Origin of the sequence: Saccharothrix coeruleofusca (assembly GCF_014648515.1) — a bacterium.
GTDB lineage: Bacteria > Actinomycetota > Actinomycetes > Mycobacteriales > Pseudonocardiaceae > Actinosynnema > Actinosynnema coeruleofuscum.
In genome coordinates, this window is the sequence record NZ_BMRG01000006.1 from 85,862 (window position 1) to 111,105 (window position 25,244).

A 25,244-nucleotide genomic window follows, 5' to 3' on the forward strand; every position below is an offset into this window, starting at 1 on the left:
GGCGGGCTCGGCCGGTTCGGCGCGGCCCGCCAGCACGACCGGCCGGACCAGGCCCTCGGGCGGGGCGACGACCAGCGCGGCGGCGGCGAGCACGCCCGCCACCGCCGCGCCGGTCAGCAGTGCCTTCACGGGGAGGACTCTACGAGCGGGCCGCTGCCAGGCGGCGGCGCACCACGAAGCCCAGCAGGGCCGCGTCCACCAGGACCGCGCCGCCGAAGCCGACCAGCGCGCCGGTGTTCGGCTCGGTGGTGTAGGCCGCCTTGGCGACCACGCCCGCGCCCTCCGCGCCCGCCGGGATGGTGATCGGCACCACGGGCTTGTTCGGCTTGTTGGTCAGCGCCAGCGCCAGCGTCTGCCCGGCCTCGACCTTGCCGCACACCTTGGGCGGCGAGTTCGGGTCGTAGAACTCCTCGTAGCCCTTGGGCGCGGCCACCTCGATCAGGCAGATGTCCTGCGGGGTGCGCAGGTCGGGCACGGTGGCGGTGCCGTCCGCGCCGGTCTGCACGACCACCGGGGTGCCCTCCGGGCCGACCAGCGGCGCGTCGTCCTGCCCGATCGCGGGCGTCGAGCCGTCCGCCGCGGTGACCCGCAGCGCCGCGCCCGCCAGCGCCTTGCCGGTCTCGGCGTCGGTCTTGGCCACCTTCACCGCGCCCGGCGCGGTCTTGGCCGTGGTGGAGGCGTTCGCGGTCAGCTTCTTCTCGCCGCCGGTGGTGACGATGCGCTGCATGTCGGTGTCCGCCGGGACGTGCACGACGGGCCGGTCGGCCGGGCTGTCCAGCTTCACGCTGAACGAGGGCTTCGCGCCGGTCGGCACCACCTTGACCGTCAGCGGCTTGCCGTCGGTGGGGGTGGTCAGCTCCGCGGTGGCGGCGCCGCCCTCCAGCGTCGCGTCGGTCAGCTCCACGGTCACCGGCACGCCGCCGACCCCGCCGCCGCCCTGCTTGGCGATGGCCACGGTCCAGGTGTCCGGCGAGCCGATGACCTGCTCCGCCTCCGGCGCGATGACCTGGGCGGCCCACGGGCCCCGGTTGGCCTCGGCGTCGGCCTTGAGCCGCGCGATGGCGTCGCGGGCGCTCTGCGGCAGCCGGTCGAAGTGGAACTTCTCGTCGTAGGCGATGTGCCGGAAGTCGGCGTTGGGGTCGGTGGTGATGTCCTTGTGCGGGTAGGCGGTCCAGCTGTGCAGCAGGTGCGACAGCGCGGACGCCTCATCCGCCGAACGGGTGGTCGAGTAGCGCAGCAGGAGGTAGGAGATGTTCGCCGCGATCTCCGGGCTGAGGCTGTCCCCGCCCTTGGTCAGCAGCTCGTCGCCCTCCTTGTACTCCACCCCGCTGTCGGGGGCCTTGAGGGAGTAGGCGACGCACCACACCTGCTTGCCGCGCCACATGTAGGAGCCGGACCAGTCCGGCCCCGCCGGGTTGCCCCGGTAGGGCTGGGCCTCGTGCTCGTGGCCGATGCCGCGCTGCACCTCGGCGTGCGACGTGCCGGGCACCGCGAGCAAGGTCACACCGGCGGCCAGCGCCGCACCTGCCAGTCGTCTCCAGCCCATGTCGGCCTGAACTCCCTAGGTCAAGGGGGGCGAACTGCCGCCGTGAGCCTTCCGGCTGATCCGGGTGGCGGACAAGCCTCCGAGGGAGTGGGATCACGATTACGCTCCGCAGCGCGTCGCGGTGGGTTCGAGATCGTTCCGTCCGGGTAAAGTCGCTTTTACCCGACGGGAACCGATCGACTCGTGTGGTCGTTGAACCCCGTGACGGCGTCAGACGCCACAGGAGGACGAGGTGCGTACCACCAGCAACCCCGCGTTCCGCAACCTGCCGACCGGCGGCGGTTACGGGAACTACGCAGGCTTCGGCCAGCCGTACCAGGCGCAGCAGTACGGCGGCTACCAGGGTGCTCCGCCGACCACCGGCGAGCGCCCGATCACCATCGACGACGTGGTCACCAAGACCGCGACCACGCTGGCACTGACCCTGGTCACCGGCTTCGTCTCGGCGTGGCTGGTGCTCACCGGCCAGGTCGCGCCGATGGCGCTGATGCTGCCGGGCATGCTGGTCGGCCTGGTCGTGTCGCTGGTCATCATCTTCAAGCGCACCCCCAGCGCGCCGCTGGTGCTGACCTACGCGGCGGCGGAGGGCGTGTTCCTCGGCGGCATCACCGGCGTGTTCGAGGCGATCTTCCCCGGCATCGCCTGGCAGGCCATCCTCGGCACGTTCGGCGTGTTCGGCGCGATGCTCGTGGTCTACAAGACCGGTGCGATCCGGGTCACCCCCCGGCTGACCAAGTGGATCATCGGCGCGACCGTGGGCGCGGCCGTGCTGATGCTGGGCAACCTGCTGCTGGGCCTGTTCGGCGTGAACATGGGCCTGCGCGACGGCGGTGCCCTGGCGATCGTGTTCAGCCTCGTGGTGATCGGTATCGCGGCCTTCAACTTCCTGCTGGACTTCGAGGCCGCGAACGAGATGATCCGCAGCGGCGTCCCGGCGAAGTGGGCGTGGTGGGCCGCGTTCGGCCTGATGACCACCCTGGTCTGGCTGTACCTGGAGATCCTGCGCCTGCTGTCCTACCTGCAGCGCGACTAGCACTCCGCGTCACGACCCAGCCGCACGACCCAGCTCCACGACGAAGGGCGCCCGCCGGGAGGCGGGCGCCCTTCCTCATGCGCCTGCAAGTACTACCCGACCCCCGCCGGAGGGCCGCTCGCTACTACCCGGCGGCCCTGGGGCGGGGGCACCGGGTCAGCTCAGCCGCTCCAGCACCATGGCCATGCCCTGCCCGCCGCCGACGCACATGGTCTCCAGGCCGAACTGCTTGTCGTGGAACTGCAGCGAGTTGATCAGCGTCGTGGTGATCCGCGCGCCGGTCATGCCGAACGGGTGACCCACCGCGATCGCGCCGCCGTTGACGTTGAGCTTGTCCAGGTCGATGCCCAGGTCCCGGTAGGACGGGATCACCTGGGCGGCGAACGCCTCGTTGATCTCCACCAGGTCGATGTCCCCGATCGACATGCCCGCCAGCGCCAGCGCCCGCTTGGACGCCTCCACCGGGCCGAGGCCCATGATCTCCGGCGACAGGCCGGACACGCCGGTGGACACGATCCGGGCCAGCGGCGTGATGCCCAGCTCGCGCGCCTTCACGTCGCTCATGATCACCAGCGCCGCCGCGCCGTCATTGAGCGGGCAGCAGTTGCCCGCGGTGACCCGCCCGTCCGGCCGGAACACCGGCTTGAGCGCGGAGACGCCCTCGTAGGTCACCCCGGCGCGCGGACCGTCGTCGGCCGAGACCACGGTCCCGTCCGGCAGCGTCACGGGCGTGATCTCGCGCGCCCAGAACCCGTCCGCGATGGCCTTCTCGGCCAGGTTCTGCGAGCGCACGCCGAACTGGTCCATCTCCTCCCGCGTCACGCCCTTGGCCAGCGCCAGGTTCTCCGCGGTCTGCCCCATGGCGATGTAGATGTCGGGCAGCTGCCCGGACTGGCGGGGGTCCTCCCACGACGACGCCCCGGCGGCGGCGGTGGCCGCGGTGCGCGCCTCGGCGTCGGCGAACAGCGGGTTGTGCGTGTCCGGCCAGCTGTCGGAGCTGCCGCGGGCGAAGCTGGAGACCGTCTCCACGCCCGCGCTGATGAACACGTCGCCCTCGCCCGCCTTGATCGCGTGCAGCGCCATCCGCGTGGTCTGCAGCGACGACGCGCAGTACCGGGTCACCGTGGTGCCCGGCAGGGTGTCGTAGCCCGCCAGCACGGCGACCACGCGCGCCATGTTGAAGCCCTGCTCGCCGCCGGGCAGGCCGCAGCCGAGCATCAGGTCGTCGATGTCGGCGGGGTCGAGCTGGGGGACCTTGGCCAGCGCGGCCTTGAGCACCTGGACGGTCAGGTCGTCGGCGCGCACGTCCTTGAGCGAGCCCTTGCCCGCGCGGCCGATGGGGGACCGGGCGGCGGAGACGATCACGGCCTCAGGCATACGGAACTCCTTTGTTTCGCCGCGGCGTGTGTGCGCAGCCTAGTTAACGCTGGTTCAGGTCGACCGCGGTTGGTGACCCACGCCGCTGGTCCTCCTGGCGGCGGCGGCAGGGGGCGCGAGATACGCTCGTCGGGTCATCCGGCAGCTGTGGAAGGGCGGGCAACTCCCGTGGAGTACGTCGAGAGCGTTGTCGACCTGGTGGGCAACACACCGCTGGTGAAGCTCAACGCGCTCGCCGAAGGGCTGTCGCCGCTGATCCTCGCGAAGGTCGAGTACCTCAACCCCGGCGGCAGCGTGAAGGACCGGATCGCCCTGCGCATGGTCGAGGCGGCCGAGCGCTCCGGCGAGCTCAAGCCGGGCGGCACCATCGTCGAGCCCACCTCCGGCAACACCGGGGTCGGCCTGGCGCTGGTGGCCCAGCGCAAGGGCTACAAGTGCGTGTTCGTCTGCCCGGACAAGGTCAGCGTGGACAAGCGCAACGTGCTCAAGGCCTACGGCGCCGAGGTCGTGGTGTGCCCGACGGCGGTCCCGCCGGAGCACCCCGACTCCTACTACAACGTCTCCGACCGCCTGGTCGCCGAGATCCCCGGCGCGTGGAAGCCCAACCAGTACGCCAACCCGGAGAACCCGGCCAGCCACTACCACGGCACCGGCCCGGAGGTGTGGCGGCAGACCGAGGGCCGGATCACCCACTTCGTCGCGGGCGTCGGCACCGGCGGCACCATCTCCGGCACCGGCCGCTACCTCAAGGAGGTCTCCGGCGGCCGGGTGAAGGTCATCGGCGCGGACCCGGAGGGCTCGGTCTACTCCGGCGGCACGGGCAGGCCCTACCTGGTCGAGGGCGTGGGCGAGGACTTCTGGCCGGACGCCTACGACCGGACCGTCTGCGACGACATCGTCGCGGTGTCCGACGCGGACTCCTTCGAGATCACCCGCAGGCTCGCCCGCGAGGAGGGCCTGCTGGTCGGCGGCTCCTGCGGCATGGCCGTGGCCGCGGCGCTGCGGGTGGCCCGCGACTGCGGCCCCGACGACGTGATCGTCGTGCTGCTGCCCGACGGCGGGCGCGGCTACCTGTCCAGCGTGTTCAACGACAAGTGGATGGCCTCCTACGGCTTCCTGTCGCCGGACACCTCCGGGGCCACGGTCGGCGACGTGCTGCGCCGCAAGGGCGGCCGGATGCCCGACCTGGTGCACGGCCACCCCAGCGAGACCGTCGCCGAGGCGGTGGCGATCATGCGCGAGTACGGCGTGTCCCAGATGCCCGTGGTCAACGCCGAGCCGCCGGTGATGGCCGCCGAGGTCGCGGGCGCGGTCAACGAGCGGGACCTGCTGGACGCGCTGTTCACCGGCAAGGCGCAGCTGACCGACCGGCTGGACAAGCACATGTCGCCCAAGCTGCCCACCATCGGCGCGGGCGAGCCGGTCGGCGCGGCGATGCAGGCGCTGTCCTCCGCCGACGGCGCGCTGGTGCTCGACGACGGCAAGCCCGCGGGCGTGGTCACCCGGCAGGACATCCTGGGGTTCCTGGCGGGGCGCTGATCGGCTGCCCGCCGGGGCACCGGGGGCGGTTGCCGGTTCCGCCCCCGTCACCATCCGCTAGCGTGAGCCACCGATCTCGTCACACCAACGGCGCACGCCAAGGGGGTTGGAAACTGCGATGAACGCTCCGCAGCCGCCAGGTAACCAGCAGTTCGGCGGTCAACCGCAGCAGGAGCCGGGGCAGCAGCCAGCCAACCCGGACGCGACCCAGGTCGTGCCCGGCGGCGGTCACGCGGGTGGGCAGGCCCCGGTCTTCCCGTCTTCCGACGCCACTCAGGTCGTGTCCAGCGGCTCCACCGGGGCTTCCGGGGCTTCTGGGGCCTCCGCCGGTCCCGCCACCGGGGGGCAGCCCGCGGCGAACTCCGACGCCACCCAGGTGGTGTCGTCCGGAGCGGCCCAGCAGGCCCAGCAGCAGGCACAGCAGCAGGCCCAGCAGGCTCAGCAGCAGGCCGCTTCGGGCGGGTTCCCGGCCCAGCCGCAGGCACAGCCCGGCTTCCCGCCGCCGCCCGGCCAGTACGGGCAGCAGCCGCCGCAGCAGTACGGCCAGCAGCCCGCCCCTTACGGCCAGCCGCCGCAGTACGGTCAGCAGCAGCAGTGGGGTGCGCCGCAGCCCGGCTACGGCCAGCCGCCGCAGCAGCAGTGGGGTGCCCCGCCGCCCGGCTACGGCCAGCAGGCCCACCCCGCGCCCGCAGGCGGCTACGCCGAGTGGGGCACCCGCGCCCTCGGCGCGCTGGTCGACTACGGCACGCCCGCCGTGGTCATGGGCCTGCTCATCGGCATCGGCATCGCGATGGCCGACCTGTCGCTGCTGATGATCTTCTACGCCCTCAGCGGCCTGCTCTCGTTCGGCTGGGCGCTCTACAACGCCTGCTACCTCCAGGGCAGCACCGGCCAGACGCTGGGCAAGCGGGTCGCCAAGATCAAGCTGGTCAGCGAGGAGACCGGTCAGCCGATCGGCTTCGGCAACGCCTTCGTCCGCCAGCTGTGCCACTTCGTGGACATCCTGCCCTGCTACGTGGGCTTCTTCGCGCCGCTGTGGGACGCCAGGAAGCGCACCTGGGCGGACAGCATCATGGGCACGGTCGTGGTGAACGCCCCCGAGGGCGTGCCCGGCGGACACCCCGGTGGCCACCCCGGCGCGGGCGGCCAGCCGCAGCAGTACCCGCCGCAGCAGCAGCCCTACGGCTACGGCCAGCAGCCGCAGTCCAACCCGTACGGCCAGCCCCAGGCCAACCCGTACGGCCAGCAGCAGCCGGGGTACGGCCAGCAGCAGCCGCCCCAGCAGTGGTGACTTCTCTCCCCCGGAGCACCCACCGCCCGTCAGCCGATCGGCTGGCGGGCGGCCGCTTTTCACGCCCCCGTAGCCTGGGGAGCATGACGGACAGCGGCCACCAGGGCTTCGCAACGAGGGCGATCCACGCCGGGCAGGAACCCGACCCCACCACCGGCGCGGTCATCCCGCCCATCTACGCCACCTCCACCTACGCGCAGGACGGCGTGGGCGGGCTGCGCCAGGGGTTCGAGTACTCGCGCACCGGCAACCCCACGCGGCGGGCGCTGGAGGAGTGCCTGGCCGCGCTGGAAGGCGGCAGGCACGGCCGCGCGTTCGCCTCGGGCATGGCCGCCACCGACACCGCGCTGCGCGCGCTGCTGCGCCCCGGCGACCACCTGATCATCCCCAACGACGCCTACGGCGGCTCGTTCCGGCTCATCGACAAGGTGCTGCGGCCGTGGGGCGTCGAGCACACCCCGGTCGCGCTGTCCGACGTGGACGCGGTGCGCGCCGCGGTGCGCCCGAACACCAAGGTGATCTGGGTCGAGACGCCCACGAACCCGCTGCTCAACATCGCCGACATCGCGGCGCTGTCCCAGGTCGCGCGCTCGGCGGGCGCGCGGCTGGTGGTGGACAACACTTTCGCCTCGCCCTACCTGCAGAACCCGCTGGAGCTGGGCGCGGACGTGGTCATGCACTCGACCACCAAGTACATCGGCGGCCACTCCGACCTGGTCGGCGGCGCGCTGATCACCTCCGACGACGAGCTGGACGCCCAGTTCGGCTTCCTGCAGAACGGCTCGGGCGGGGTGCCCAGCGCGTTCGACGCGTGGCTGACCCTGCGCAGCCTGAAGACCCTCGAAGTGCGCATGGAGAAGCACTCGGACAACGCCGAGCGGGTCGCCGAGGCGCTGACGCGGCACCCGAGGGTGGCGTCGGTGCTCTACCCCGGCCTGCCCGAGCACCCCGGCCACGAGGTCGCGGCCAAGCAGATGCGCCGGTTCGGCGGCATGATCTCGTTCGTGGTCGAGGGCGGCGAGGAGGCCGCGCTGGAGGTGTGCTCGCGCACCCGGCTGTTCACCCTGGCCGAGTCGCTGGGCGGGGTGGAGTCGCTGATCGAGCACCCCGGTCGGATGACCCACGCCAGCGTGGCGGGGACGCTGCTGGAGGTCCCGGCCGCGCTGATCCGCATCTCCGTGGGCCTGGAGTCCGCCGACGACCTGGTCGCCGACCTCCTCTCCGCCCTGTCCTGACCCCTCCGTCCCGCGAGTCGAACGCTCAGGTACCGCGAGTCGAACGCTCAGGACCCCTGAGTTCGTCGTTGGGGTGTGGTGGGGGTGCGCTCGCCGCGCGGCAGGTCGCCGAGGATGGCGGGTCGCGGGCGGTCCGCTGCGCGTGCTTCGCGCGCGCCCGCCCTGGTGCGTCGGCAAGTACCACCCGAGGCCGCCGGGAGGGCCGGTAACTACACCCCGACCGGCGCGAAAGTGTCGGTCGGGGTGCGCGAATGTTGAGTTCAGGGTGTCTGGAGGTTCGACTCGCGGGGGTGGGTCAGCGGGGGCGGTAGCGGTCGGCGGCGCGGGCTTTCGCCTTCGCGGCTTCGACCTCGCGGTCGCGCGGCGGGGCCTTGGTCACCAGGCTGTCCAGCAGGACCCTGGTGGCCTCGGCGACCGCCGCCACGGCCGCCTCGAACGCCTCCGCGTTGGCCGCCGAGGGGTGGGTGGTGCCGCTGACCTTGCGCACGTACTGCACCGCCGCCGCGTGGACCTCGTCCTCGGTCGCGGGCGGTTCGAAGTTGTGCAGCACCCGGATGTTCCGACACATGCGACCACTATCGCGCGAAACGGCGGGCGGAGCTCAGGGTTTGACGTCGTACCGCGCGTTGTCCACCGGCTCGGGCGCGGTGGGCAGGTCGCGGCCGTCGAGGCAGCCGCCGACGAACTCGACCGCGCCGTCCTCGCGCTGCACGAACCGACCGCTGTCCTCGCAGCCCGCGTGGGCCACGGTGAAGAAGGCCGCGCCGGTCAGCGCCACGGCCGTGGCGACCGCTCCGGCGAGCGGGAGCAGCGCGGTGACCCGTCCCGCGAGCGCCATGCCACCTCCCAGGTGAACGCGGTGTGAGGGGAATCCCCAAGCCGAGCGTACCCGTCCGTGGAGGTCCCGCGCCGCGCCCCGGACCGACCGACAGCAAAAAGGGGCGGGCCCGCTGGACCCGCCCCTCGCGAAGCTGAAGATCACAGGTTCCCGCGACGCTCCTGCTCCCGCTCGATGGCCTCGAACAGGGCCTTGAAGTTGCCCTTGCCGAAGCCGAGCGACCCGTGCCGCTCGATCAGCTCGTAGAACACCGTGGGCCGGTCGCCGATCGGCGCGGTGAAGATCTGCAGCAGGTAGCCGTCCTCGTCCCGGTCGACCAGGATGCGGTGCTGCTTGAGCACCTCGATCGGCACCCGCACCTCGCCGATGCGCGCCCGCAGCTCCGGGTCGTCGTAGTAGGAGTCCGGGGTGTCCAGGAACTCGATGCCCGCCGCGCGCATGTGCTCGACGGTGGCCACGATGTCGTTGGTGGCCAGCGCGATGTGCTGCACGCCCGCGCCCTCGTAGAACTCGAGGTACTCGTCGATCTGGGACTTGCGCTTGGCGATGGCGGGCTCGTTGAGCGGGAACTTGACGCGGTGGTTGCCGTTGGACACCACCTTGCTCATCAGCGCCGAGTAGTCGGTGGCGATGTCGTCGCCGATGAACTCCGCCATGTTCACGAAGCCCATGACGCGGTTGTACCACTCGACCCAGTAGTCCATCTTGCCCAGCTCGACGTTGCCGACGCAGTGGTCGACGGCCTGGAACAGGCGCTTGGGCGAGCCCTCCGGGCGCACCACCGCGCTCTGCTTGGCCACGTAGCCGGGCAGGTAGGGGCCGTGGTAGCGGGACCGGTCGACCAGGCTGTGGCGGGTCTCGCCGTAGGTCGCGATCGCCGCGCGCCGGACGGTGCCGTGCTCGTCGGTGACGTCGTGCGGCTCCTCCAGCACGGTGGCGCCCTGGGCGCGGGCGTGCGCGACGCACTTGTCCACGTCGTCCACCTCCAGCGCCAGGTCGACGACGCCGTCGCCGTGCCTGCGGTGGTGGTCGAGCAGGGGGCTGTCGGGCGCGACGCCGCCGTTGATGACGAACCGGGCCGAGCCGGACTTGAGCACGAAGGACTTGTGGTCCCGCTGCCCGGTCTCCGGTCCGGCGTAGGCGACGAGCTGCATCCCGAAGGCGACTTGGTAGAACCACGCGGTCTGGGTCGCGTTGCCGACCACGAAGACCACGGCGTCCATGGAGCGGACGGGGAACGGGTCCCGCGTCCCGTCGTAGTCGACCAGGCCCACGAGTTGGCGGAGCTGGTCGTAGCTCACGTCGTCAAGCTGCTGCGTCATGGGTCACAGGATGTGAGCCGGTGAACAGGGTGGGCAACAGCCTGTTGTTCGGCTGGTCAGTTTGTACAGTGGTTCATGGCTCAGGACGGACAAGTTGAGCACTTTGACCAGTCGGTGGACCGGCTCGACGCGCGGCTGTTGCTGCTGCTCACCGACGAGCCCCGGTTGGGGGTGCTGGAGTGCTCGCGCAGGTTGGGCGTGGCGCGCGGCACGGTGCAGGCGCGGCTGGACCGGCTGACCGCCAGGGGTGTGCTCACCGGCTTCCCGCCCGCGGTGGACCTGGCCGCGATGGGCTACGGGCTGACCGCGTTCGCCGTGCTGGAGATCGCGCAGGGCAGGCGGCGGGAGGTGGTGGACGGGCTGGCCGCCATCGGCGAGGTGTGCGAGGTGCACGCCACCACCGGCCAGGGGGACCTGTTCGCGCGGGTGGTCGCCCGGTCCAACGCCGACCTGCAGCGGGTGATCGACGAGATCGTGGACGTGCCGGGCGTGCGGCGGCTGTCCAGCTCGATCGCGCTGTCCACGCCGGTGCCGCCGCGGGTGCGCCCGCTGCTGGAGCGCATCACCTGACCGCGACACGCCAGAGGGGCGGCCACCCCGCGTGGTGGCCGCCCCTCTGGCACGGACCTCAGCCCGAGTAGGGCACCGCCTTGATCAGCGTGACCTTCATCGTGCTGCCGCTGGGCAGCTCGTACTCGCGGGTCTCGCCCTCCTTGGCGCCCAGCAGGGCCTTGCCCAGCGGGGACGAGGGGGAGTACACCTCCAGCGCGCCGTGCGCGCCCTCCTCGCGGGTGGCGAGCAGGAACTCCTCGGTCTCGTCATCGCCCTCGTAACGCACCGTGAGCACCATCCCCGGCGCGGCCACGCCGTTGACGGTGGGGGCCTCGCCGACCTTGGCCACGCGGAGCAGCTCCTGCAGCTGGCGGATGCGGGCCTCCTGCTTGCCCTGCTCCTCGCGCGCCGCGTGGTAGCCGCCGTTCTCCCGGAGGTCGCCCTCCTCCCGGCGAGCGTTGATCTCCGCGGCGATGACCGGGCGGTTCTCGATCATCTCGTCCAGCTCGGTCTTGAGCCGGTCGTAGGCCTCCTGGGTCAGCCAGGTCACCTCAGTGTCGCTCACGGTTACCAACTCCTCGTCTTGCTCCAGGCCCGTGGTGTGGGCTGGCAGTTCCCGGACGCGAACGTCCGGAACGGAAAAACACGGCCCGCGCCGGGGCCGTGCTGAAAGGCAAGAGTAACATGCCGACAACGTTCGGCGACGGTGTTTCGTTCCCCGAGGCGGCAACAAAGCCGCAGATCACCCGCTTGGCCGCTACCTCGTGGACAGGTAGGCCGGGACCTGGTAGGAGCAGCCGAAGACCTCTCCGGTCACGGGGGGTTTCGACGTCTTGAGGACGGTCCTGGCGAACGTGGTGCCCGGCCCCGGAGGCACCAGCACCTCGCGTCTGCCCGCCTCGTCGCCATCATCGGAGCGTGCACGAACGACGCACACCACCGCACGGTCGGGGGTGTCCCGGACGACTTCCAGGGTGATCTCCACCGAGCCCGCGTCCAGCACCTGGAAAGCGGTCTGCTTCGCCTCCACCGGCTTGGCGCCGAGGTTGCGGTAGCCGACCCAGGCCACCACGGCGCCCAGCAGCACGGCGATCACGGGCAGTGACCACCGGGCCCACTTCGGCATCGGCCTGCTCGTCTTGCCGTACCTGCCCTCGGGCAGCGCGCGTCCTGCCACCTGCTCGCGCCTCCTACCCGTGGGGAACAATGTGCCGCGACCACCGCGTTGAGTGTCGCAGGGGCCGAGGGGGCTCCGTTCGGCAGGGCCAAGGAGGACTACCACCGTCATGGTTGAGAAGCTGCGACTGATGGCGGTGCACGCGCACCCCGACGACGAGTCGAGCAAGGGTGCGGCCACCATGGCGCGCTACGTGGCCGAGGGCCACGAGGTGATGGTCGTGACGTGCACCGGCGGTGAGGCGGGCAGCATCCTCAACCCCGCCATGGACCGACCCGACGTTTTGGAGAACATGGCCGCGATCCGCCGCGAGGAGATGGCGCGCGCGGCCGAGATCCTCGGCATCCAGCACCGCTGGCTGGGCTTCGTGGACTCGGGCCTGCCCGAGGGCGACCCGCTGCCGCCGCTGCCCGAGGGCTGCTTCGCGCTGGTCCCGCTGGAGGAGTCGGTGCCGCCGCTGGTGGCGCTGATGCGCGAGTTCCGCCCGCACGTGGTCGTCACCTACGACGAGAACGGCGGCTACCCGCACCCCGACCACATCCGCTGCCACGAGGTCTCGGTGGCCGCGTTCGACGCCGCGGGCGACCCGGACCGCTACCCGGAGGCGGGCGAGCCGTGGCAGCCGCTCAAGCTGTACTACTCGCACGGCTTCTCCCGCGCCAAGCTGCTGGCCTTCCACGAGGCGCTGCTGGCCATGGGGCAGGAGTCGCCGTACGCGGAGTGGCTGGCGGGCTGGGGCGCGGACCGGCCGGACGTGATGGAGCGGGTGACCACGCGCGTGGAGTGCGCGGACTACTTCCCGCAGCGCGACGAGGCCCTCAAGGCCCACGCCACCCAGATCGACCCGACCAGCCGCTGGTTCGCCGTGCCGCTGGAGCTGCAGCGCGAGCTGTGGCCCACCGAGGAGTACGAGCTGGCGCGCTCGCTGGTCGACAGCACCGTCCCCGAGGACGACCTGTTCGCGGGAGTTAGGGAAAAGGTGACAGCGTGAACCCGGTCCCCTGGGACCAGACCACGGCGCTGGTGCTCGTGCAGCCCTCGACCTCCAACGACCCCGGCGGGCAGCAGGAGGACTTCGGCAAGTCCTCCCCGCTGGGGCTGTTGCTCCTGGTGCTGTTCTTCATCGCGGTGTTCTTCCTGGTCCGCTCGATGAGCAAGCACCTGAAGAAGCTCCCCGCCTCCTTCGACCCGCCCGCGGCGGAGGAGAAGGCGGAGTCGGCGAAGAAGAAGGACTAGCCGCCGCGGCTGTACCAGACCCGGAGCGCGGGCACGGACACGATCTCGCGCTCCGGGTAGCGCAGCGCCGTGAGACGGCCGCCGAACACGCAGCCGGTGTCCAGGCACAGGGTTCCGTTGACCCACCGCGGTTCCTCGACCACGGTGTGTCCATAGAGGACCATCGCGTCGCCCCGGTAGTCGTCGGCCCATGGCAGCCGGACGGGGAAGCCGCGCTCGTCGCGCTCGCCGGTGCCCACGCCGTACAGGGCGGTGCTGCGGGCGCGGGAGGACTCCCGGCCGTGGAAGCGCTCGGGCAGCCCGGCGTGCGCGACCACCAGCCTGCCGCCGTCGAGCCGGTAGTGCGGGACCAGCGAGTCGCAGAACTCGACCACCTCGGCGCGGAACTCGGGCGTCTCGCGGGCCATTTGGGCGAGCGAGAGCTCCAAGCCGTGCGTGACCCGCACGTCGCGCCCCCGCAAGGCGCGCACGAACTTCTCCTCGTGGTTGCCGCGCACGCACAGCGCCCGACCGGCCCGCACCATGTCCATCACCAGCCGCAGCACGCCGGGCGTGTCCGGTCCCCGGTCGACCAGGTCGCCGACGAACACCGCCTTGCGGCCCTCGGGGTGCGCGCCGTCGCGGTAGCCCAGCTCGCGCAGCAGTCGCGCCAGCTCGGCGGCGCAGCCGTGCACGTCGCCGATCACGTCGAACGGGCCGGTCTCGCGGCGCAGGTCGTTGGGCAGCGGCTCGACCACCAGCTCCACCGGCTCCCCGCCGGTCAGGTGGACCCGGCGGAAGCCGCGCGGCTTGCGGTGGGCGCTGACCGCCACCGGCCGCGCGCCCGCCTCCTTGGCCAGGCGCAGCAGCGCCTCCGGGGCGCCGCCCTCGACCAGGACGACCTCGCGGTCCGCGAGCCGCCGGGCGACCTCGTCCAGCCGGTCGCCCGGCACCGCGCCGGGCAGCGCGACGTCGACCAGCAGGACCAGCGACCCGTCCGGGATGACGACCTCCACCCGGCCAGTCTCGCCGACCGGTAGCCGGGACGCCGCCCAATTACCGTGGGGGCATGACGAACCGGCTCGCGTCCTCGACCAGCCCGTACCTGCTCCAGCACGCGGACAACCCGGTCGACTGGCACCCGTGGTCGCCCGAGGCGTTCGCCGAGGCCCGCGAGCGGGGCGTGCCGGTGCTGCTGTCGGTGGGCTACGCGGCGTGCCACTGGTGCCACGTGATGGCGCACGAGTCGTTCGAGGACGAGGACACCGCGCGGTACATGAACGAGCACTTCGTCAACGTGAAGGTGGACCGCGAGGAGCGGCCCGACGTGGACGCGGTCTACATGGCGGTGACGCAGGCGCTGAGCGGCCAGGGCGGCTGGCCGATGACCTGCTTCCTCACCCCCGACGGCGAGCCGTTCTACGCGGGCACGTACTACCCGCCCGTGCCGGTGCGCGGGATGCCGTCGTTCCGCCAGGTGCTGGAGGCGATCGAGCACGCCTGGCGGGAGCAGGGCGACCAGGTGCGCCAGGCGGCGGCGAGCATCGTGGAGCAGCTGGCGGTCAAGCCGCTGCCGTCGTCCACAGTGGACGAGGACGTGCTGGCGGGCGCGGTGGTGTCCCTGCTGGGCCACTACGACCGCGCCAACGGCGGGTTCGGCGGCGCGCCCAAGTTCCCGCCGTCGATGGTGCTGGAGTTCCTGCTGCGCCACCACGAGCGCACCGGTTCGGTGCAGGCGTTCTCCATGGCGAGGGTGACGTGCGACGCGATGGCGTCCGGCGGCCTGTACGACCAGCTGGGCGGCGGGTTCGCCCGCTACAGCGTGGACGCGGCGTGGGTGGTGCCGCACTTCGAGAAGATGCTCTACGACAACGCCCTGCTGCTGCGCGTGTACACCCACCTCAGCCGCCGTGACGACAACCCCCGCTACCGCGAGGTGGTCCGGGACACCGCCGGCTTCCTGCTGCGCTGCCTGCTGACGGAGGAGGGCGGCTTCGCCGCGTCCCTCGACGCCGACACCGGGGGCGTCGAGGGCGCCACCTACGTGTGGACCCCGGCGCAGCTCGACGAGGTGCTGGGCGCCGACGGCCCGGCGGCCGCCGCCCGCTACGGCGTGACGGAGGAGGGCACGTTCGAGCACGGCACGTCCACGTTGCGGCTGCTGGGCGAGTCCAACCCCGCCTGGCAGCGGCAACTGCTCGCCGCCCGCGAGGCCAGGCCGCAGCCCGCGCGCGACGACAAGGTCGTGACCTCGTGGAACGGCCTGGCCGTCGCCGCGCTGGCGGAGGCGGGCGCGGTGTTCGGCGTGCCGTCCTGGATCGCCGCCGCCGAGCGCGCCGCGACGCTGCTGCTCGACGTGCACCTGGTCGGTGGCAGGCTGCTGCGCACCTCCCGCAACGGCGTGGCGGGCACCGCGGCGGGCGTGCTGGAGGACTACGGCTGCCTGGCCGAGGGGCTGCTGGCCCTGCAGCAGGTCACCGCCGACACCCGGTGGCTGCTGACCGCCTGCGACCTGCTGGACACCGCGCTGACCCGGTTCGCGGGCGCCGAACCCGGCACCTACTACGACACCGCCGACGACGCCGAGGCCCTGGTGCAGCGCCCCTCCGACCCCTCGGACAACGCCACCCCGTCCGGCGCGTCGGCACTGGCCTCGGCGCTGGTCACCGCGTCCGCCCTGGGGGCGCCCAACGCGGCGGCCTACCGGGCGGCGGCCGAGGCGGCGGTCGACCGCGCCGGTCTGCTGGCCGCCCGCGAGCCCAGGTTCGCGGGCAACTGGCTCAGCGTCGCCGAGGCGCTGGCGCTCGGCCCGGTGCAGGTGGCCGTGGCGGGCGCGTCCCCGGAGCTGGTCTCCGCCGCCTGGCGCGGCGTCCACGGCGGCGGCGTGGTCGTGGCCGGTGAGCCGGACTCGACGCCGCTGCTGGCCGACCGGCCGCTGGTCGACGGCGCGCCCGCCGCCTACGTCTGCCGCGGCTTCGTGTGCGACCGCCCGGTCACCTCGGTCGCCGAGCTGACCGAGGCACTGGCTGTCCACCGCTAGCGAACCCCTCTTGCCCCGCTGTGTTGCGCGCGTAACTTCGGAAGCGTCGTAATCATGTAATCCAGCGAGGTGGGGACGATGCGGCGAAGCTGGGGAGGCTGGCAGCAGGGCGACCTGCCGCCCGCCACCGACGCGGCGGCGTGGTTCGCGGGCAGGCTGCCCGACGGCTGGTTCACCGGGGCCCCGGAGGTGGTGGTCGACCGCGAGGAGATCCTCGTGGTCGGCGAGCTGCCACCGCTGGAGGGCGAGTTCGACGACGACGCGGCCCGCGCGGCGGCCGAGTCGGGGCGGATCAGCCGGTTCCGCGAGCAGACCAGGGACGAGCGGATCGAGATCGCCCGCCAGGCCGAGCACCGCTACCGGCGCAAGGTCGCGTGGGGCGCGCGGCTGGGCGGCACGCGGGAGCTGTTCACCACCCTGTCCGTGCCCGTGATGACCAGGCTCAAGCAGCCCGAGCGCAAGGTGCTGGACACCCTGGTCGCCGCGGGCGTGGCGCGGTCCCGGTCCGACGCGCTGGCCTGGGCGGTCCGGCTGGTCGGCGAGCACGCCGACACCTGGCTGACCGAGCTGCGCGAGGCCATGGCCAAGGTCGACGACCTGCGCGCCCAGGGCCCCGACCTGAGCTGAGCTCACCGCGAGTTCCGGGAGGTCGGGTAGTGGTTACCGGCCCGCGGGCGGGCGTCGGGTAGTACTTGCCTGCGCTCAGGGGAGGAGGCCGGTGGTGTGGAGGTGGTCGAGGACGGCCCGGTTGGCCGGGGAGACGCGGTCGCGGTCGGCGTAGGTCAGCCAGGCCACCTCCTCGACCTCGTTGCTCGCGGTCGGGGTGCCGCGGTAGTCGGCGGTGTAGCAGGTCATCCGCACCACCACGCCCTTCGGCCTGCCGTGCGCCTGCGCCTGGAAGGTGCCCAGGTGGCGCGCGGTGCCGGGGACGATGACCACGGCCAGCTCCTCCTCGACCTCCCGGACCAGCGCCTGCAGGTCCGTCTCGCCGGGCTCGCGCTTGCCGCCGGGCAGGTAGTACACGTCCTTGCCCCGCGACCGCGCCCCCAGCACCCGGCCGTCCTCCACCCGCACCCACGCCACCTTGTCGATCATCCCCACGCCTCCCGCGACCGTCAGGAGTAGATGGCGAACCAGATCGCGATGTAGTGGCACAGCGCCGCGAGCACCGTCGCGGCGTGGAAGAACTCGTGGTAGCCGAACACCCGCGGCCACGGGTTGGGCCAGCGGGTCGCGTAGAAGACCGCGCCCACCGTGTAGAGCAGGCCGCCCACCACGAGCAGCACCAGGGCCGCCACGCCCGCGTTGTGCAGCAGGTCGGGCAGCACGAAGACGGCCACCCAGCCCAGGGCGATGTAGATGGGCACCCCGAGCCACCTGGGCGCGTGCGGCCAGGCCAGCTTCAGGGTCACGCCGCACAGCGCGCCGATCCACACCACGGCCAGCACCGTGTTGCCGGTCGACGGGGGCATGGCCAGCAGGGCGAACGGCGTGTACGTGCCCGCGATGAACACGAAGATCATCGAGTGGTCCAGGCGCTTCATCCACGTCCGCGCCCGGACGCTCTGCCAGTTCACCCGGTGGTACAGCGCGCTGACGCCGAACAGGCCCAGCACGGTCGCGCCGTACACGGAGGTGGCCAGCGCGGCCTTGGCGGAGACCGTCGCGGCCGCGAGGGCGATGAGGGTCGCGCCGGTCGCCACCGACACGACGAAGGACCACAGGTGCAGCCAGCCGCGCAAACGAGGACGCAGCGCCGGTGCGGGGGTGTTGGAGTGCGTCGACGTGCTCACCTGCCTGAGGTTACGGGAGCGTAAGTTGGCGGGCAGCACACCACGGCGTGAGCGACACCACCCGGCGTACGCTCTTTCAGCGTGGGTCTTCGCGAGCGCGTCAAGAGCGTCCTTCTCAAAGGGTACGAGTACCGCCTCACCCGGTGGCTGGACGGCAAGCAGCGACCGCGCCACGTCGGGGTCGTCCTCGACGGCAACCGCCGCTGGGCCAAGGAGGCCGGCTTCACCGACGTCGCGCACGGCCACCGGGCCGGGGCGCGCAAGATCCTGGAGCTGCTGACCTGGTGCCGGGAGGCCGAGGTCGAGGTGGTCACGCTGTGGCTGCTGTCCACCGACAACCTCAACCGGCCCGCCGAGGAGCTCAACCCGCTGCTCGACATCATCGCCGACATCGTCGACGAGCTGGCCGAGCCGGACAAGCCGTGGCGGGTGCGGCACGTGGGCGCGCTGGACCTGCTGCCCACCGAGACCGCCGCGCGGCTGTCCGCGGCCTCGCTGCGCACCCGCGACCGGACGGGCCTGGAGGTCAACGTCGCGGTCGGCTACGGCGGTCGCCAGGAGATCGCGGACGCGGTGCGCAAGCTGCTGCTGGAGCACGCCGAGTCCGGCGGCACGATCGAGGAGCTGGCCGAGGTCCTGGACGTGGACCACATCGCCGAGCACCTCTACACCTCCGGCCAGCCCGACCCCGACCTGCTCATCCGCACCTCCGGCGAGCAGCGGCTGTCCGGGTTCATGCTGTGGCAGTCCGCGCACTCGGAGTTCTGGTTCTGCGAGGCGTACTGGCCGGAGTTCCGCCGCACCGACTTCCTGCGCGCCCTGCGCGACTACGCGGCCCGGCACCGCCGCTTCGGCTCCTGACCCCGCGTCGGCAAGTACTACCCGACGTCCAGCAGGGGGCCGGTAGCTACTACCCGGCCTCCCGGAACGCTCGGCTCGTGGTGGGTGAACGCTCAGTTCGGGGTGCGCGAACGCTCGGTTCGCGGTGTCCGGGCGCTCGACTCGGGGCTGGAACGCCGGAGGGCGGTGGCGGATCGGGATCCGCCACCGCCCTCGCGGTGCACTCGCTTCGAACCGGACGGGCTGGACGCCCCGTCCTACTCCGCCGCGGTCTCGGTGTCGATGTCGGTCTCGTTGCCGACGATCGCGGTCTCGTTCTCGTCCTCGCTGTAGCAGGTGATCGTGTCGCTCTCGGACAGGATCGGCACGATCGGGAGCACCTCGAGGCCGCAGAGGTACACGTCGCTCAGCAGCTCGGAGTCGTTGAGGTTGATCAGACCGACCTGGTCGGCGGTGTTGGACTCGTTGTCCTCGTAGTTCAGCCACTCGACGCCGGGGACGTCGCCGTAGCCGTAGCCGTAGTAGTGCGGCTCACCGCTGGTCGCGAAAGCGGGAGAACCGGCCATCATGAAGCCGGCGGCGATGGCGGCCACCGTAGCTACCTTCTTCAGCACGTGCATTTCTCCTTGGTTGTGGATTTCAGGGGTCGGGGCCCGTGTGGCACTGCTGGGCTTCCGCGTTCGGAACCTATCGGGATGATCCGCGGTGTGCGATTTCAATACCCGATCGTGTGACTTCGTGGTGTGTTCCCGCTTGTGCCGCCAACGGTTCTGGTAAATGCCGCAATCGACGGCGACCCGAGTCAACTCCCCGCCTGACGTCCGCGGGGACGCAGGAGGGTGGCGGTGGGCCGGAGTTCCCACCGCCACCCGGCACCGGCACGGGGGACCGGCCGTCCGGCCTGCCCCCGCGTGGGCTCTCAGTCGCTGTCGATGTCGGTCTCGTTGCCGACGATGGCGGTCTCGTTCTCGTCCTGGCTGTAGCAGGTCACCGTGTCGTTCTCCGCGATGATCGGGATGACCGGGATGACCTCCAGACCACAGGCGTAGATGTCGCTCAGGACCTCGGAGTCGTTGAGGTTGAGCAGGCCGGTCTGGTTGGCCTCGGTGGTCTCGTTGTCCTCGTAGTTCAGCCACTCGATGCCGGGGACGCCGTGCTCCTCGCCCGCGGTCGCGAAGGCCGGGGAGCCGACCATCAGGAAACCGGCGGCGATAGCGGTGACCGCAGCTGCCTTCTTCAGCACGTGATTCTCTCCTTGAGGCGAAAAATCCCGGTCGGAACACCCGGATGTACTTATGGGCTTTACGATCAGGAACATACCGGGGAACGGATACCGCGCGCCCCACTGAATACCCGATGGTGTGAGGCTTTCGCGCTTGTTTCCCCTGTACCGGTGATACTCGCCCGTTCGCCGTACCCTCGGGCCCGTGGACGCCGACGAGGTGGTGCGGGAGTACCAGCTGCTCGGGCTGCGCCTGGACCGGCTCTCGCCCGGCCTGGTCGACGCGTTCACCGGGGACCGGTCGCTGCGCGCGCGGGTGGACGACGAGCCGAGGTGGCACCCCGCCGCGCTGGCCGACCGGGCGGGCCTGCTGCGCCGCGAGCTGGCGGGCGCGGGCCTGCCCGGCGTCCGCGAGCGCTTCCTCGACGCCCACCTGACCGCGCTGGAGTGCACCGCGCGCAAGCTCGCGGGCGTGCGCGTGCCGTTCGTGGCGGAGGTGCGCGCCTACTTCCAGGTCGACATCCGCCCCGGCGAGCCGGACGACTACCGCCGCGCCCACGCCGCCCTGGAGGACCTGCTGCCCGGCGACGGCCCGCTCCGGCGCAGGCTGGCCGATCACCGGGAGCACGACCAGGTGCCGCCGCGCAGGCTGGCGGAGTGCGTGCACGCCCTGTCCGACGCCCTGCGCGAGCGGGTGCGGGGGCGCTGCGGGCTGCCCGCCGAGGAGGAGGTGCGCTACCGGGTGGTCGCCGACCAGCCGTGGAGCGGCTTCAACCGCTACCTGGGCGGCTTCCGCTCGCTGGTGGCGGTCAACGCCGACGCGGGCCACCGGATGTCCACCCTGCCGCACCTGGTCGCCCACGAGTCCTACCCCGGCCACCACACCGAGCACTGCCGCAAGGAGGCGGGCCTGGTCGCCGCGCGCGGCCACGCCGAGCAGTCGATCTTCCTGATCAACACCCCGCAGTGCCTGCTCGCCGAGGGGCTGGCCGAGTTGGGCCTGCACGCCGCGGTGGGCCCCGGCTGGGGCCGCTGGACCGAGGAGGTGCTGGGGGCGCGGGGCCTGCGCCTGGACGGCGAGCTGGCCGAGCGGGTGGACGACGCGGTGGCGGGCCTGCTGACCGTGCGGCAGGACGCCGCGCTGATGCTGCACGACCGGCGCGCCCACCCCGACGACGTGGTGGCGTTCCTGCGCCGCTGGCTGCTGGTGCCCGAGGAGCGGGCCCGGCGGATGGTGCGCTTCCTGGCCGACCCGCTGTGGCGCGCCTACACCACCACCTACGTCGAGGGCGCGCGGCTGGTGCGCGCGTGGCTGGACCGGGAGCCGGGCAGTGGGACCGGCGGTGGGACTGGCAGTGGGACTGGGGGCGGGACGCTCAGCGACCGCTACTTGCGCCTGCTGGATGAACCGCTGGTCCCCCGGACGTTGCAGGAGGACTTGGCGCGTGAGCTGCCCGGCGGACCGACCACAGCCGGTGATCACCCGGACGGCATCCGGCCGCACCCCCGCTGAGCTGGGCGGACGAGCGTTCGTTTCGGCCAGGTGACGATCGCGGGCGGCGCGCAAGCACCCGTTGTGGGCATCTTTCGGTGATTTTGCCCGCGGATGACGAGTTGGCGAATCACCTGTGTGGCTGCCTGCAGAAGAGGTAGTCGCGGAGGTAACTTCCGAACTGGCGGGCCGCGTCCACTGCGGACCGCGCAGGGAGGCCCTGATCGTGGCTGTGGTGAGCGCGAGGGGGCCGGCACCCGGCCCTCGTGGTCGGAGCACCTGAAACGGGTGGTCCGACCGATCGGGGTGGTGCCTGGCCCAGCGAGGAGCGGACGCGGGTGCCGCGTTCGTGAAGGAGTTGCCGTGAACGCACGACGACCCGCGAGCCGTTCCTCAGGCTCATCGCGCAGCACGTCCCGGCGCCGCGGCGCGCCCACCACCCACACCTACGTGGTGGACACCTCGGTGCTGCTGTCCGACCCGATGGCCACGGCCCGGTTCGGCGAGCACGAGGTGGTCCTCCCGCTCGTGGTGATCAGCGAGCTGGAGGGCAAGCGCCACCACCCGGAGCTGGGCTGGTTCGCCAGGGAGGCGCTGCGCCTGCTCGACGACCTGCGGCTGGAGCACGGCCGCCTGGACGCACCGGTGCCGATCGGCGAGGACGGCGGCACCCTGCGCGTCGAGCTCAACCACTCCGATCCGGAGGTGCTGCCCGCGGGTTTCCGCACGGACTCCAACGACGCCCGAATCCTGGCCTGCGCCCTCAACCTGGCCGCCGAGGGGGCCGCGGTCACCCTGATCACCAAGGACATGCCGCTGCGCGTCAAGGCGGGCGCGGTGGGCCTGGCGGCCGAGGAGTACCGCGCCCTCGACGTCACGCTGTCGGGCTACACGGGGATGTCGGACGTGGACGTGGACCAGTCCGTGGTCGACGCCCTGTACCGCGAGGGCACCGTCGACCCGACCGCGTTCGACCTGGCCCACGTGGCGGAGCTGCCCTGCCACAGCGGCCTGCGGCTGCTCGCGGGCACCGCCAGCGCGCTGGGCCGGGTCACGCCGGACAAGCGGGTCCGGCTGGTGCGCGGCGACCGCGAGGCGTTCGGGCTGCACGGCCGCTCCGCCGAGCAGCGCGTGGCGCTGGACCTGCTGCTGGACACCGAGGTCGGCATCGTCTCGCTGGGCGGACGGGCGGGCACCGGCAAGTCGGCGCTGGCGCTGTGCGCGGGCCTGGAAGCGGTGATGGAGCGCAGGCAGCACCGCAAGGTCGTGGTGTTCCGGCCGCTGTACGCGGTCGGCGGGCAGGACCTGGGCTACCTGCCCGGCTCCGAGAGCGAGAAGATGCAGCCATGGGCGCAGGCGGTGTTCGACACCCTGGGCGCCCTGGTCAGCCAGGACGTGGTCGAGGAGGTCATGGACCGCGGGATGCTGGAGGTCCTGCCGCTGACCCACATCCGCGGCCGGTCGCTGCACGACTCGTTCGTCATCGTGGACGAGGCGCAGTCGTTGGAGCGCAACGTCCTGCTCACCGTGCTGTCCCGGCTCGGCTCCGGGTCGCGGGTGGTGCTCACGCACGACGTGGCGCAGCGCGACAACCTGCGGGTCGGCAGGCACGACGGCGTGGCGGCGGTCATCGAGAAGCTCAAGGGCCACCCGCTGTTCGCGCACGTCACGCTGAGCCGCTCGGAGCGGTCGCCGATCGCCGCGCTGGTCACCGAGATGCTGGAGGACTACGCCCCCTGACCCGACCGGGTGGCCTCTCCCGCGCCGGGGGAGGCCACCCGCCACGTCACCAGCCCGAGGGCAGGGGCCGCCCCTCGGCGAAGCCCGCGGCGGACTGGATGCCCAGCGTGGCCCGCTCGTGGAACTCCTCCAGGGTGTTCGCGCCCGCGTAGGTGCACGCCGAGCGCACCCCCGCGGTGATCGAGTCCAGCAGGTCCTCCACACCCGGCCGGGTCGGGTCCAGCCGCATCCGGGAGGACGAGATGCCCTCCTCGAACAGGCCCTTGCGGGCCCGGTCGAACGCGCTGTCGGTGCGGGTGCGGGCGGTCACCGCGCGCTTGGAGGCCATGCCGAAGGACTCCTTGTACAGCCTGCCCGCCTCGTCGCGCTGCAGGTCGCCGGGCGACTCGTAGGTGCCCGCGAACCAGGAGCCCACCATCACGCTGGACGCGCCCGCCGCCAGCGCCAGCGCCACGTCGCGCGGGTGCCGCACGCCGCCGTCGGCCCACACGTGCTTGCCCAGCGCACGCGCCTGGGCGGCGCACTCGGCCACCGCGGAGAACTGCGGCCTGCCCACACCGGTCATCATCCGCGTGGTGCACATGGCGCCCGGCCCGACGCCGACCTTGACCACGTCGGCCCCGGCCTCCACCAGGTCGCGCACGCCCTCGGCGGTGACCACGTTGCCCGCCACCACCGGCACCGTCGGGCCCGCCGCGCGGACCGCGCGCAGGGCGGTGATCATCTTCTCCTGGTGGCCGTGCGCGGTGTCCACCACCAGCGCGTCCACGCCCGCCTTGAGCAGCGCGGCCGCCTTGGCGCCCACGTCGCCGTTGACGCCGATGGCCGCGGCCACCCGCAGCCTGCCCTCGGCGTCCAGCGCGGGCGCGTAGACCTCGGCGCGCAGCGCGCCCAGCGCGGTCATCACGCCCCGCAGGCGGCCCTGCCCGTCCACGCCCAGCGCCACCCGCTGGGTGCCGCCGTTGAGCCGGTCGAACACCTCGCGCGGCGCGGTGTCCAGGGGCAGCGCGAGGAACCGCTCGTCGGCCACGTCGCCGAGCCGGGTGAAGCGGTCGACCCCGGTGCACGCGGCCTCGTCGACCACGCCCGCCGGCCTGCCGTCCTCGTCGACCACGACGACCGCGCCGTGCGCCCGCTTGTGCAGCAGGTTCACCGCGTCGGCCACCGAGTCGCCGGCGGTCAGCACCAGCGGCGTGTCCCACACCGGGTGCCGCTCCTTGACCCAGGAGACGATCTCGGCCACCGCGTCCGGGGCCACGTCCTGCGGCAGGACGACCAGGCCGCCGCGGCGGGCCACGGTCTCGGCCATCCGGCGGCCCGCGACCGCGGTCATGTTGGCCACCACGATCGGGATGGTCGCCCCGGTGCCGTCCGCGGTGGACAGGTCGACGCCGAACCGGGACTCCACGGCCGAGCGGCCGGGCACCAGGAACACGTCGTCGTAGGTCAGGTCGTAGCTGGGCCGATGCCCTTCGATGAATCGCACGAGAACCTGACGATACCCGCGCGAACGGCGATGCGCGCCGTTCCGGTCAACTCCGCCGCGCGCCCGGCAGCAGCGCCCGCACGGCGTCGATCGTGTCGGCCTCGGCGGCGTCCTTGTCCGGCCGGTAGCGCACCACCCTGGCGAACCGCAGGGCCACCCCGCCGGGGTAGCGCGGGCTGACCTGCACGCCGTCCAGCTCGATCTCCACCACCACCTCGGGGCGCACCAGCACGCCCCACGGCGGGCGCTGCACCGCGATGGCCCCCAGTTCGCGGGTCTGCCAGGCCAGCAGCTCGTCGGTGAGCCCCTTGAACGTCTTGCCCACCATCACCGGCGGGCCGCCGTCCGGGTCGCGCGCGCCCAGGTGCAGGTTGGACAGCAGGCCGCGGCGCCTGCCGCTGCCCCACTCCACGCCGAGCACCACCAGGTCCAGCGTGTGCACCGGCTTGACCTTCTGCCAGGCCCGCCCCCGCCTGCCCGCCGCGTACACCGACTCCAACGACTTG

General features: G+C 72.4%; 25 protein-coding genes and 1 pseudogene. 12 read left to right on the top strand and 14 right to left on the bottom strand.

Annotated elements, in window-relative coordinates:
- Positions 1 to 139: 139 nt before the first annotated feature.
- Positions 140 to 1,546: an MSCRAMM family protein gene (locus IEZ00_RS17790; RefSeq protein WP_189224393.1), complete on the bottom strand. Its 1,407-nt coding sequence runs from the start codon at positions 1,544 to 1,546 to the stop codon at positions 140 to 142.
- A gap of 232 nt (positions 1,547 to 1,778) precedes the next feature.
- Here IEZ00_RS17790 and IEZ00_RS17795 point away from each other — a divergent pair, with 232 nt between their 5' ends.
- Positions 1,779 to 2,579, top strand: a complete 801-nt coding sequence (locus IEZ00_RS17795) for a Bax inhibitor-1/YccA family protein (RefSeq protein ID WP_189224394.1) — start codon at positions 1,779 to 1,781, stop codon at positions 2,577 to 2,579.
- A 156-nt stretch (positions 2,580 to 2,735) separates the two neighbouring features.
- On the opposite strand, the gene IEZ00_RS17800 is transcribed toward IEZ00_RS17795, so the two are convergent.
- Positions 2,736 to 3,956: an acetyl-CoA C-acetyltransferase gene (locus IEZ00_RS17800; RefSeq protein ID WP_189224395.1), complete on the bottom strand. Its 1,221-nt coding sequence runs from the start codon at positions 3,954 to 3,956 to the stop codon at positions 2,736 to 2,738.
- A 168-nt stretch (positions 3,957 to 4,124) separates the two neighbouring features.
- Here IEZ00_RS17800 and IEZ00_RS17805 point away from each other — a divergent pair, with 168 nt between their 5' ends.
- The 3 genes from IEZ00_RS17805 to IEZ00_RS17815 all read left to right on the top strand — a co-directional run bounded on the left by IEZ00_RS17805 (position 4,125) and on the right by IEZ00_RS17815 (position 8,021).
- The gene (locus IEZ00_RS17805) at positions 4,125 to 5,495 is read left to right on the top strand and encodes a cystathionine beta-synthase (protein WP_189224396.1); all 1,371 of its coding nucleotides are present in this window, start codon (positions 4,125 to 4,127) and stop codon (positions 5,493 to 5,495) included.
- Between the two features lie 118 nt (positions 5,496 to 5,613).
- A complete protein-coding gene (locus IEZ00_RS17810) occupies positions 5,614 to 6,786 on the top strand; it encodes an RDD family protein (protein WP_229795855.1) in 1,173 nt (390 codons plus the stop codon).
- A gap of 83 nt (positions 6,787 to 6,869) precedes the next feature.
- A complete protein-coding gene (locus IEZ00_RS17815) occupies positions 6,870 to 8,021 on the top strand; it encodes a cystathionine gamma-synthase (RefSeq protein ID WP_189224397.1) in 1,152 nt (383 codons plus the stop codon).
- Positions 8,022 to 8,316: 295 nt separating this feature from the next.
- Here IEZ00_RS17815 and IEZ00_RS17820 read toward each other — a convergent pair whose 3' ends face one another.
- The 3 genes from IEZ00_RS17820 to hppD all read right to left on the bottom strand — a co-directional run bounded on the left by IEZ00_RS17820 (position 8,317) and on the right by hppD (position 10,181).
- A complete protein-coding gene (locus tag IEZ00_RS17820) occupies positions 8,317 to 8,589 on the bottom strand; it encodes a DUF2277 domain-containing protein (protein ID WP_189224398.1) in 273 nt (90 codons plus the stop codon).
- 33 nt (positions 8,590 to 8,622) lie between these two features.
- Entirely contained in the window at positions 8,623 to 8,859 is a 237-nt protein-coding gene (locus tag IEZ00_RS17825; protein WP_189224399.1) for a hypothetical protein, read from the bottom strand.
- 140 nt (positions 8,860 to 8,999) lie between these two features.
- On the bottom strand, positions 9,000 to 10,181 hold the full coding sequence (gene hppD / locus IEZ00_RS17830; protein WP_189224400.1) for a 4-hydroxyphenylpyruvate dioxygenase: 1,182 nt from the start codon (positions 10,179 to 10,181) through the stop codon (positions 9,000 to 9,002).
- Positions 10,182 to 10,256: 75 nt separating this feature from the next.
- On the opposite strand from hppD, the gene IEZ00_RS17835 reads away from it, so the two are divergent.
- On the top strand, positions 10,257 to 10,751 hold the full coding sequence (locus IEZ00_RS17835) for an Lrp/AsnC family transcriptional regulator (RefSeq protein WP_189224401.1): 495 nt from the start codon (positions 10,257 to 10,259) through the stop codon (positions 10,749 to 10,751).
- A gap of 58 nt (positions 10,752 to 10,809) precedes the next feature.
- On the opposite strand, the gene greA is transcribed toward IEZ00_RS17835, so the two are convergent.
- Together greA and IEZ00_RS17845 are read right to left on the bottom strand one after the other, a co-directional pair.
- Positions 10,810 to 11,307, bottom strand: coding sequence for a transcription elongation factor GreA (greA, locus tag IEZ00_RS17840; protein WP_189224402.1), 498 nt, complete (start codon positions 11,305 to 11,307; stop codon positions 10,810 to 10,812).
- Between the two features lie 183 nt (positions 11,308 to 11,490).
- A complete protein-coding gene (locus tag IEZ00_RS17845; protein WP_229795856.1) occupies positions 11,491 to 11,910 on the bottom strand; it encodes a DUF4307 domain-containing protein in 420 nt (139 codons plus the stop codon).
- A gap of 109 nt (positions 11,911 to 12,019) precedes the next feature.
- On the opposite strand from IEZ00_RS17845, the gene mca reads away from it, so the two are divergent.
- Both mca and IEZ00_RS17855 read left to right on the top strand, forming a co-directional pair.
- Positions 12,020 to 12,901 (top strand): mycothiol conjugate amidase Mca, encoded by an 882-nt coding sequence (gene mca, locus IEZ00_RS17850; RefSeq protein ID WP_189224404.1) that lies wholly within the window; start codon positions 12,020 to 12,022, stop codon positions 12,899 to 12,901.
- On the top strand, positions 12,898 to 13,146 hold the full coding sequence (locus IEZ00_RS17855) for a hypothetical protein (protein ID WP_372448510.1): 249 nt from the start codon (positions 12,898 to 12,900) through the stop codon (positions 13,144 to 13,146). Before mca ends, IEZ00_RS17855 begins: the two co-directional genes overlap by 4 nt.
- 11 nt (positions 13,147 to 13,157) lie before the next feature.
- Here IEZ00_RS17855 and IEZ00_RS17860 read toward each other — a convergent pair.
- Positions 13,158 to 13,928 (bottom strand): annotated as a pseudogene (locus IEZ00_RS17860) (metallophosphoesterase); the annotation flags it as partial.
- Between the two features lie 266 nt (positions 13,929 to 14,194).
- On the opposite strand from IEZ00_RS17860, the gene IEZ00_RS17865 reads away from it, so the two are divergent.
- Both IEZ00_RS17865 and abmR read left to right on the top strand, forming a co-directional pair.
- Positions 14,195 to 16,165, top strand: coding sequence for a thioredoxin domain-containing protein (locus tag IEZ00_RS17865; RefSeq protein ID WP_189224406.1), 1,971 nt, complete (start codon positions 14,195 to 14,197; stop codon positions 16,163 to 16,165).
- A gap of 78 nt (positions 16,166 to 16,243) precedes the next feature.
- Positions 16,244 to 16,792: an ATP-binding transcription factor AbmR gene (abmR, locus tag IEZ00_RS17870; RefSeq protein ID WP_189224407.1), complete on the top strand. Its 549-nt coding sequence runs from the start codon at positions 16,244 to 16,246 to the stop codon at positions 16,790 to 16,792.
- Positions 16,793 to 16,867: 75 nt separating this feature from the next.
- Here the strand turns inward: abmR and IEZ00_RS17875 are convergent, their stop codons facing one another.
- Positions 16,868 to 17,260 (bottom strand): NUDIX hydrolase, encoded by a 393-nt coding sequence (locus tag IEZ00_RS17875; RefSeq protein WP_229795857.1) that lies wholly within the window; start codon positions 17,258 to 17,260, stop codon positions 16,868 to 16,870.
- Between the two features lie 20 nt (positions 17,261 to 17,280).
- Positions 17,281 to 17,958, bottom strand: a complete 678-nt coding sequence (gene trhA / locus IEZ00_RS17880; RefSeq protein WP_209623878.1) for a PAQR family membrane homeostasis protein TrhA — start codon at positions 17,956 to 17,958, stop codon at positions 17,281 to 17,283.
- Positions 17,959 to 18,039: 81 nt separating this feature from the next.
- On the opposite strand from trhA, the gene IEZ00_RS17885 reads away from it, so the two are divergent.
- Complete coding sequence (locus IEZ00_RS17885; RefSeq protein WP_189224409.1) at positions 18,040 to 18,819, top strand: isoprenyl transferase; 780 nt, start codon at positions 18,040 to 18,042, stop codon at positions 18,817 to 18,819.
- 236 nt (positions 18,820 to 19,055) lie between these two features.
- Here the strand turns inward: IEZ00_RS17885 and IEZ00_RS17890 are convergent, their stop codons facing one another.
- Both IEZ00_RS17890 and IEZ00_RS17895 read right to left on the bottom strand, forming a co-directional pair.
- A complete protein-coding gene (locus IEZ00_RS17890) occupies positions 19,056 to 19,418 on the bottom strand; it encodes a hypothetical protein (protein WP_229795858.1) in 363 nt (120 codons plus the stop codon).
- A gap of 299 nt (positions 19,419 to 19,717) precedes the next feature.
- A complete protein-coding gene (locus IEZ00_RS17895) occupies positions 19,718 to 20,041 on the bottom strand; it encodes a hypothetical protein (protein ID WP_189224410.1) in 324 nt (107 codons plus the stop codon).
- Positions 20,042 to 20,225: 184 nt separating this feature from the next.
- Between IEZ00_RS17895 and IEZ00_RS17900 the strand changes: the two genes are divergently transcribed.
- Both IEZ00_RS17900 and phoH2 read left to right on the top strand, forming a co-directional pair.
- Complete coding sequence (locus IEZ00_RS17900) at positions 20,226 to 21,533, top strand: DUF885 domain-containing protein (RefSeq protein ID WP_189224411.1); 1,308 nt, start codon at positions 20,226 to 20,228, stop codon at positions 21,531 to 21,533.
- A 462-nt stretch (positions 21,534 to 21,995) separates the two neighbouring features.
- Positions 21,996 to 23,252 (top strand): RNA 5'-3' helicase PhoH2, encoded by a 1,257-nt coding sequence (gene phoH2, locus IEZ00_RS17905; RefSeq protein ID WP_244992795.1) that lies wholly within the window; start codon positions 21,996 to 21,998, stop codon positions 23,250 to 23,252.
- 46 nt (positions 23,253 to 23,298) lie between these two features.
- Here phoH2 and IEZ00_RS17910 read toward each other — a convergent pair whose 3' ends face one another.
- Together IEZ00_RS17910 and IEZ00_RS36730 are read right to left on the bottom strand one after the other, a co-directional pair.
- Entirely contained in the window at positions 23,299 to 24,738 is a 1,440-nt protein-coding gene (locus IEZ00_RS17910; RefSeq protein WP_189224412.1) for a GuaB1 family IMP dehydrogenase-related protein, read from the bottom strand.
- A gap of 46 nt (positions 24,739 to 24,784) precedes the next feature.
- The coding region (locus IEZ00_RS36730; RefSeq protein ID WP_444544476.1) for an ATP dependent DNA ligase at positions 24,785 to 25,244 on the bottom strand (460 nt) is incomplete at its 5' end.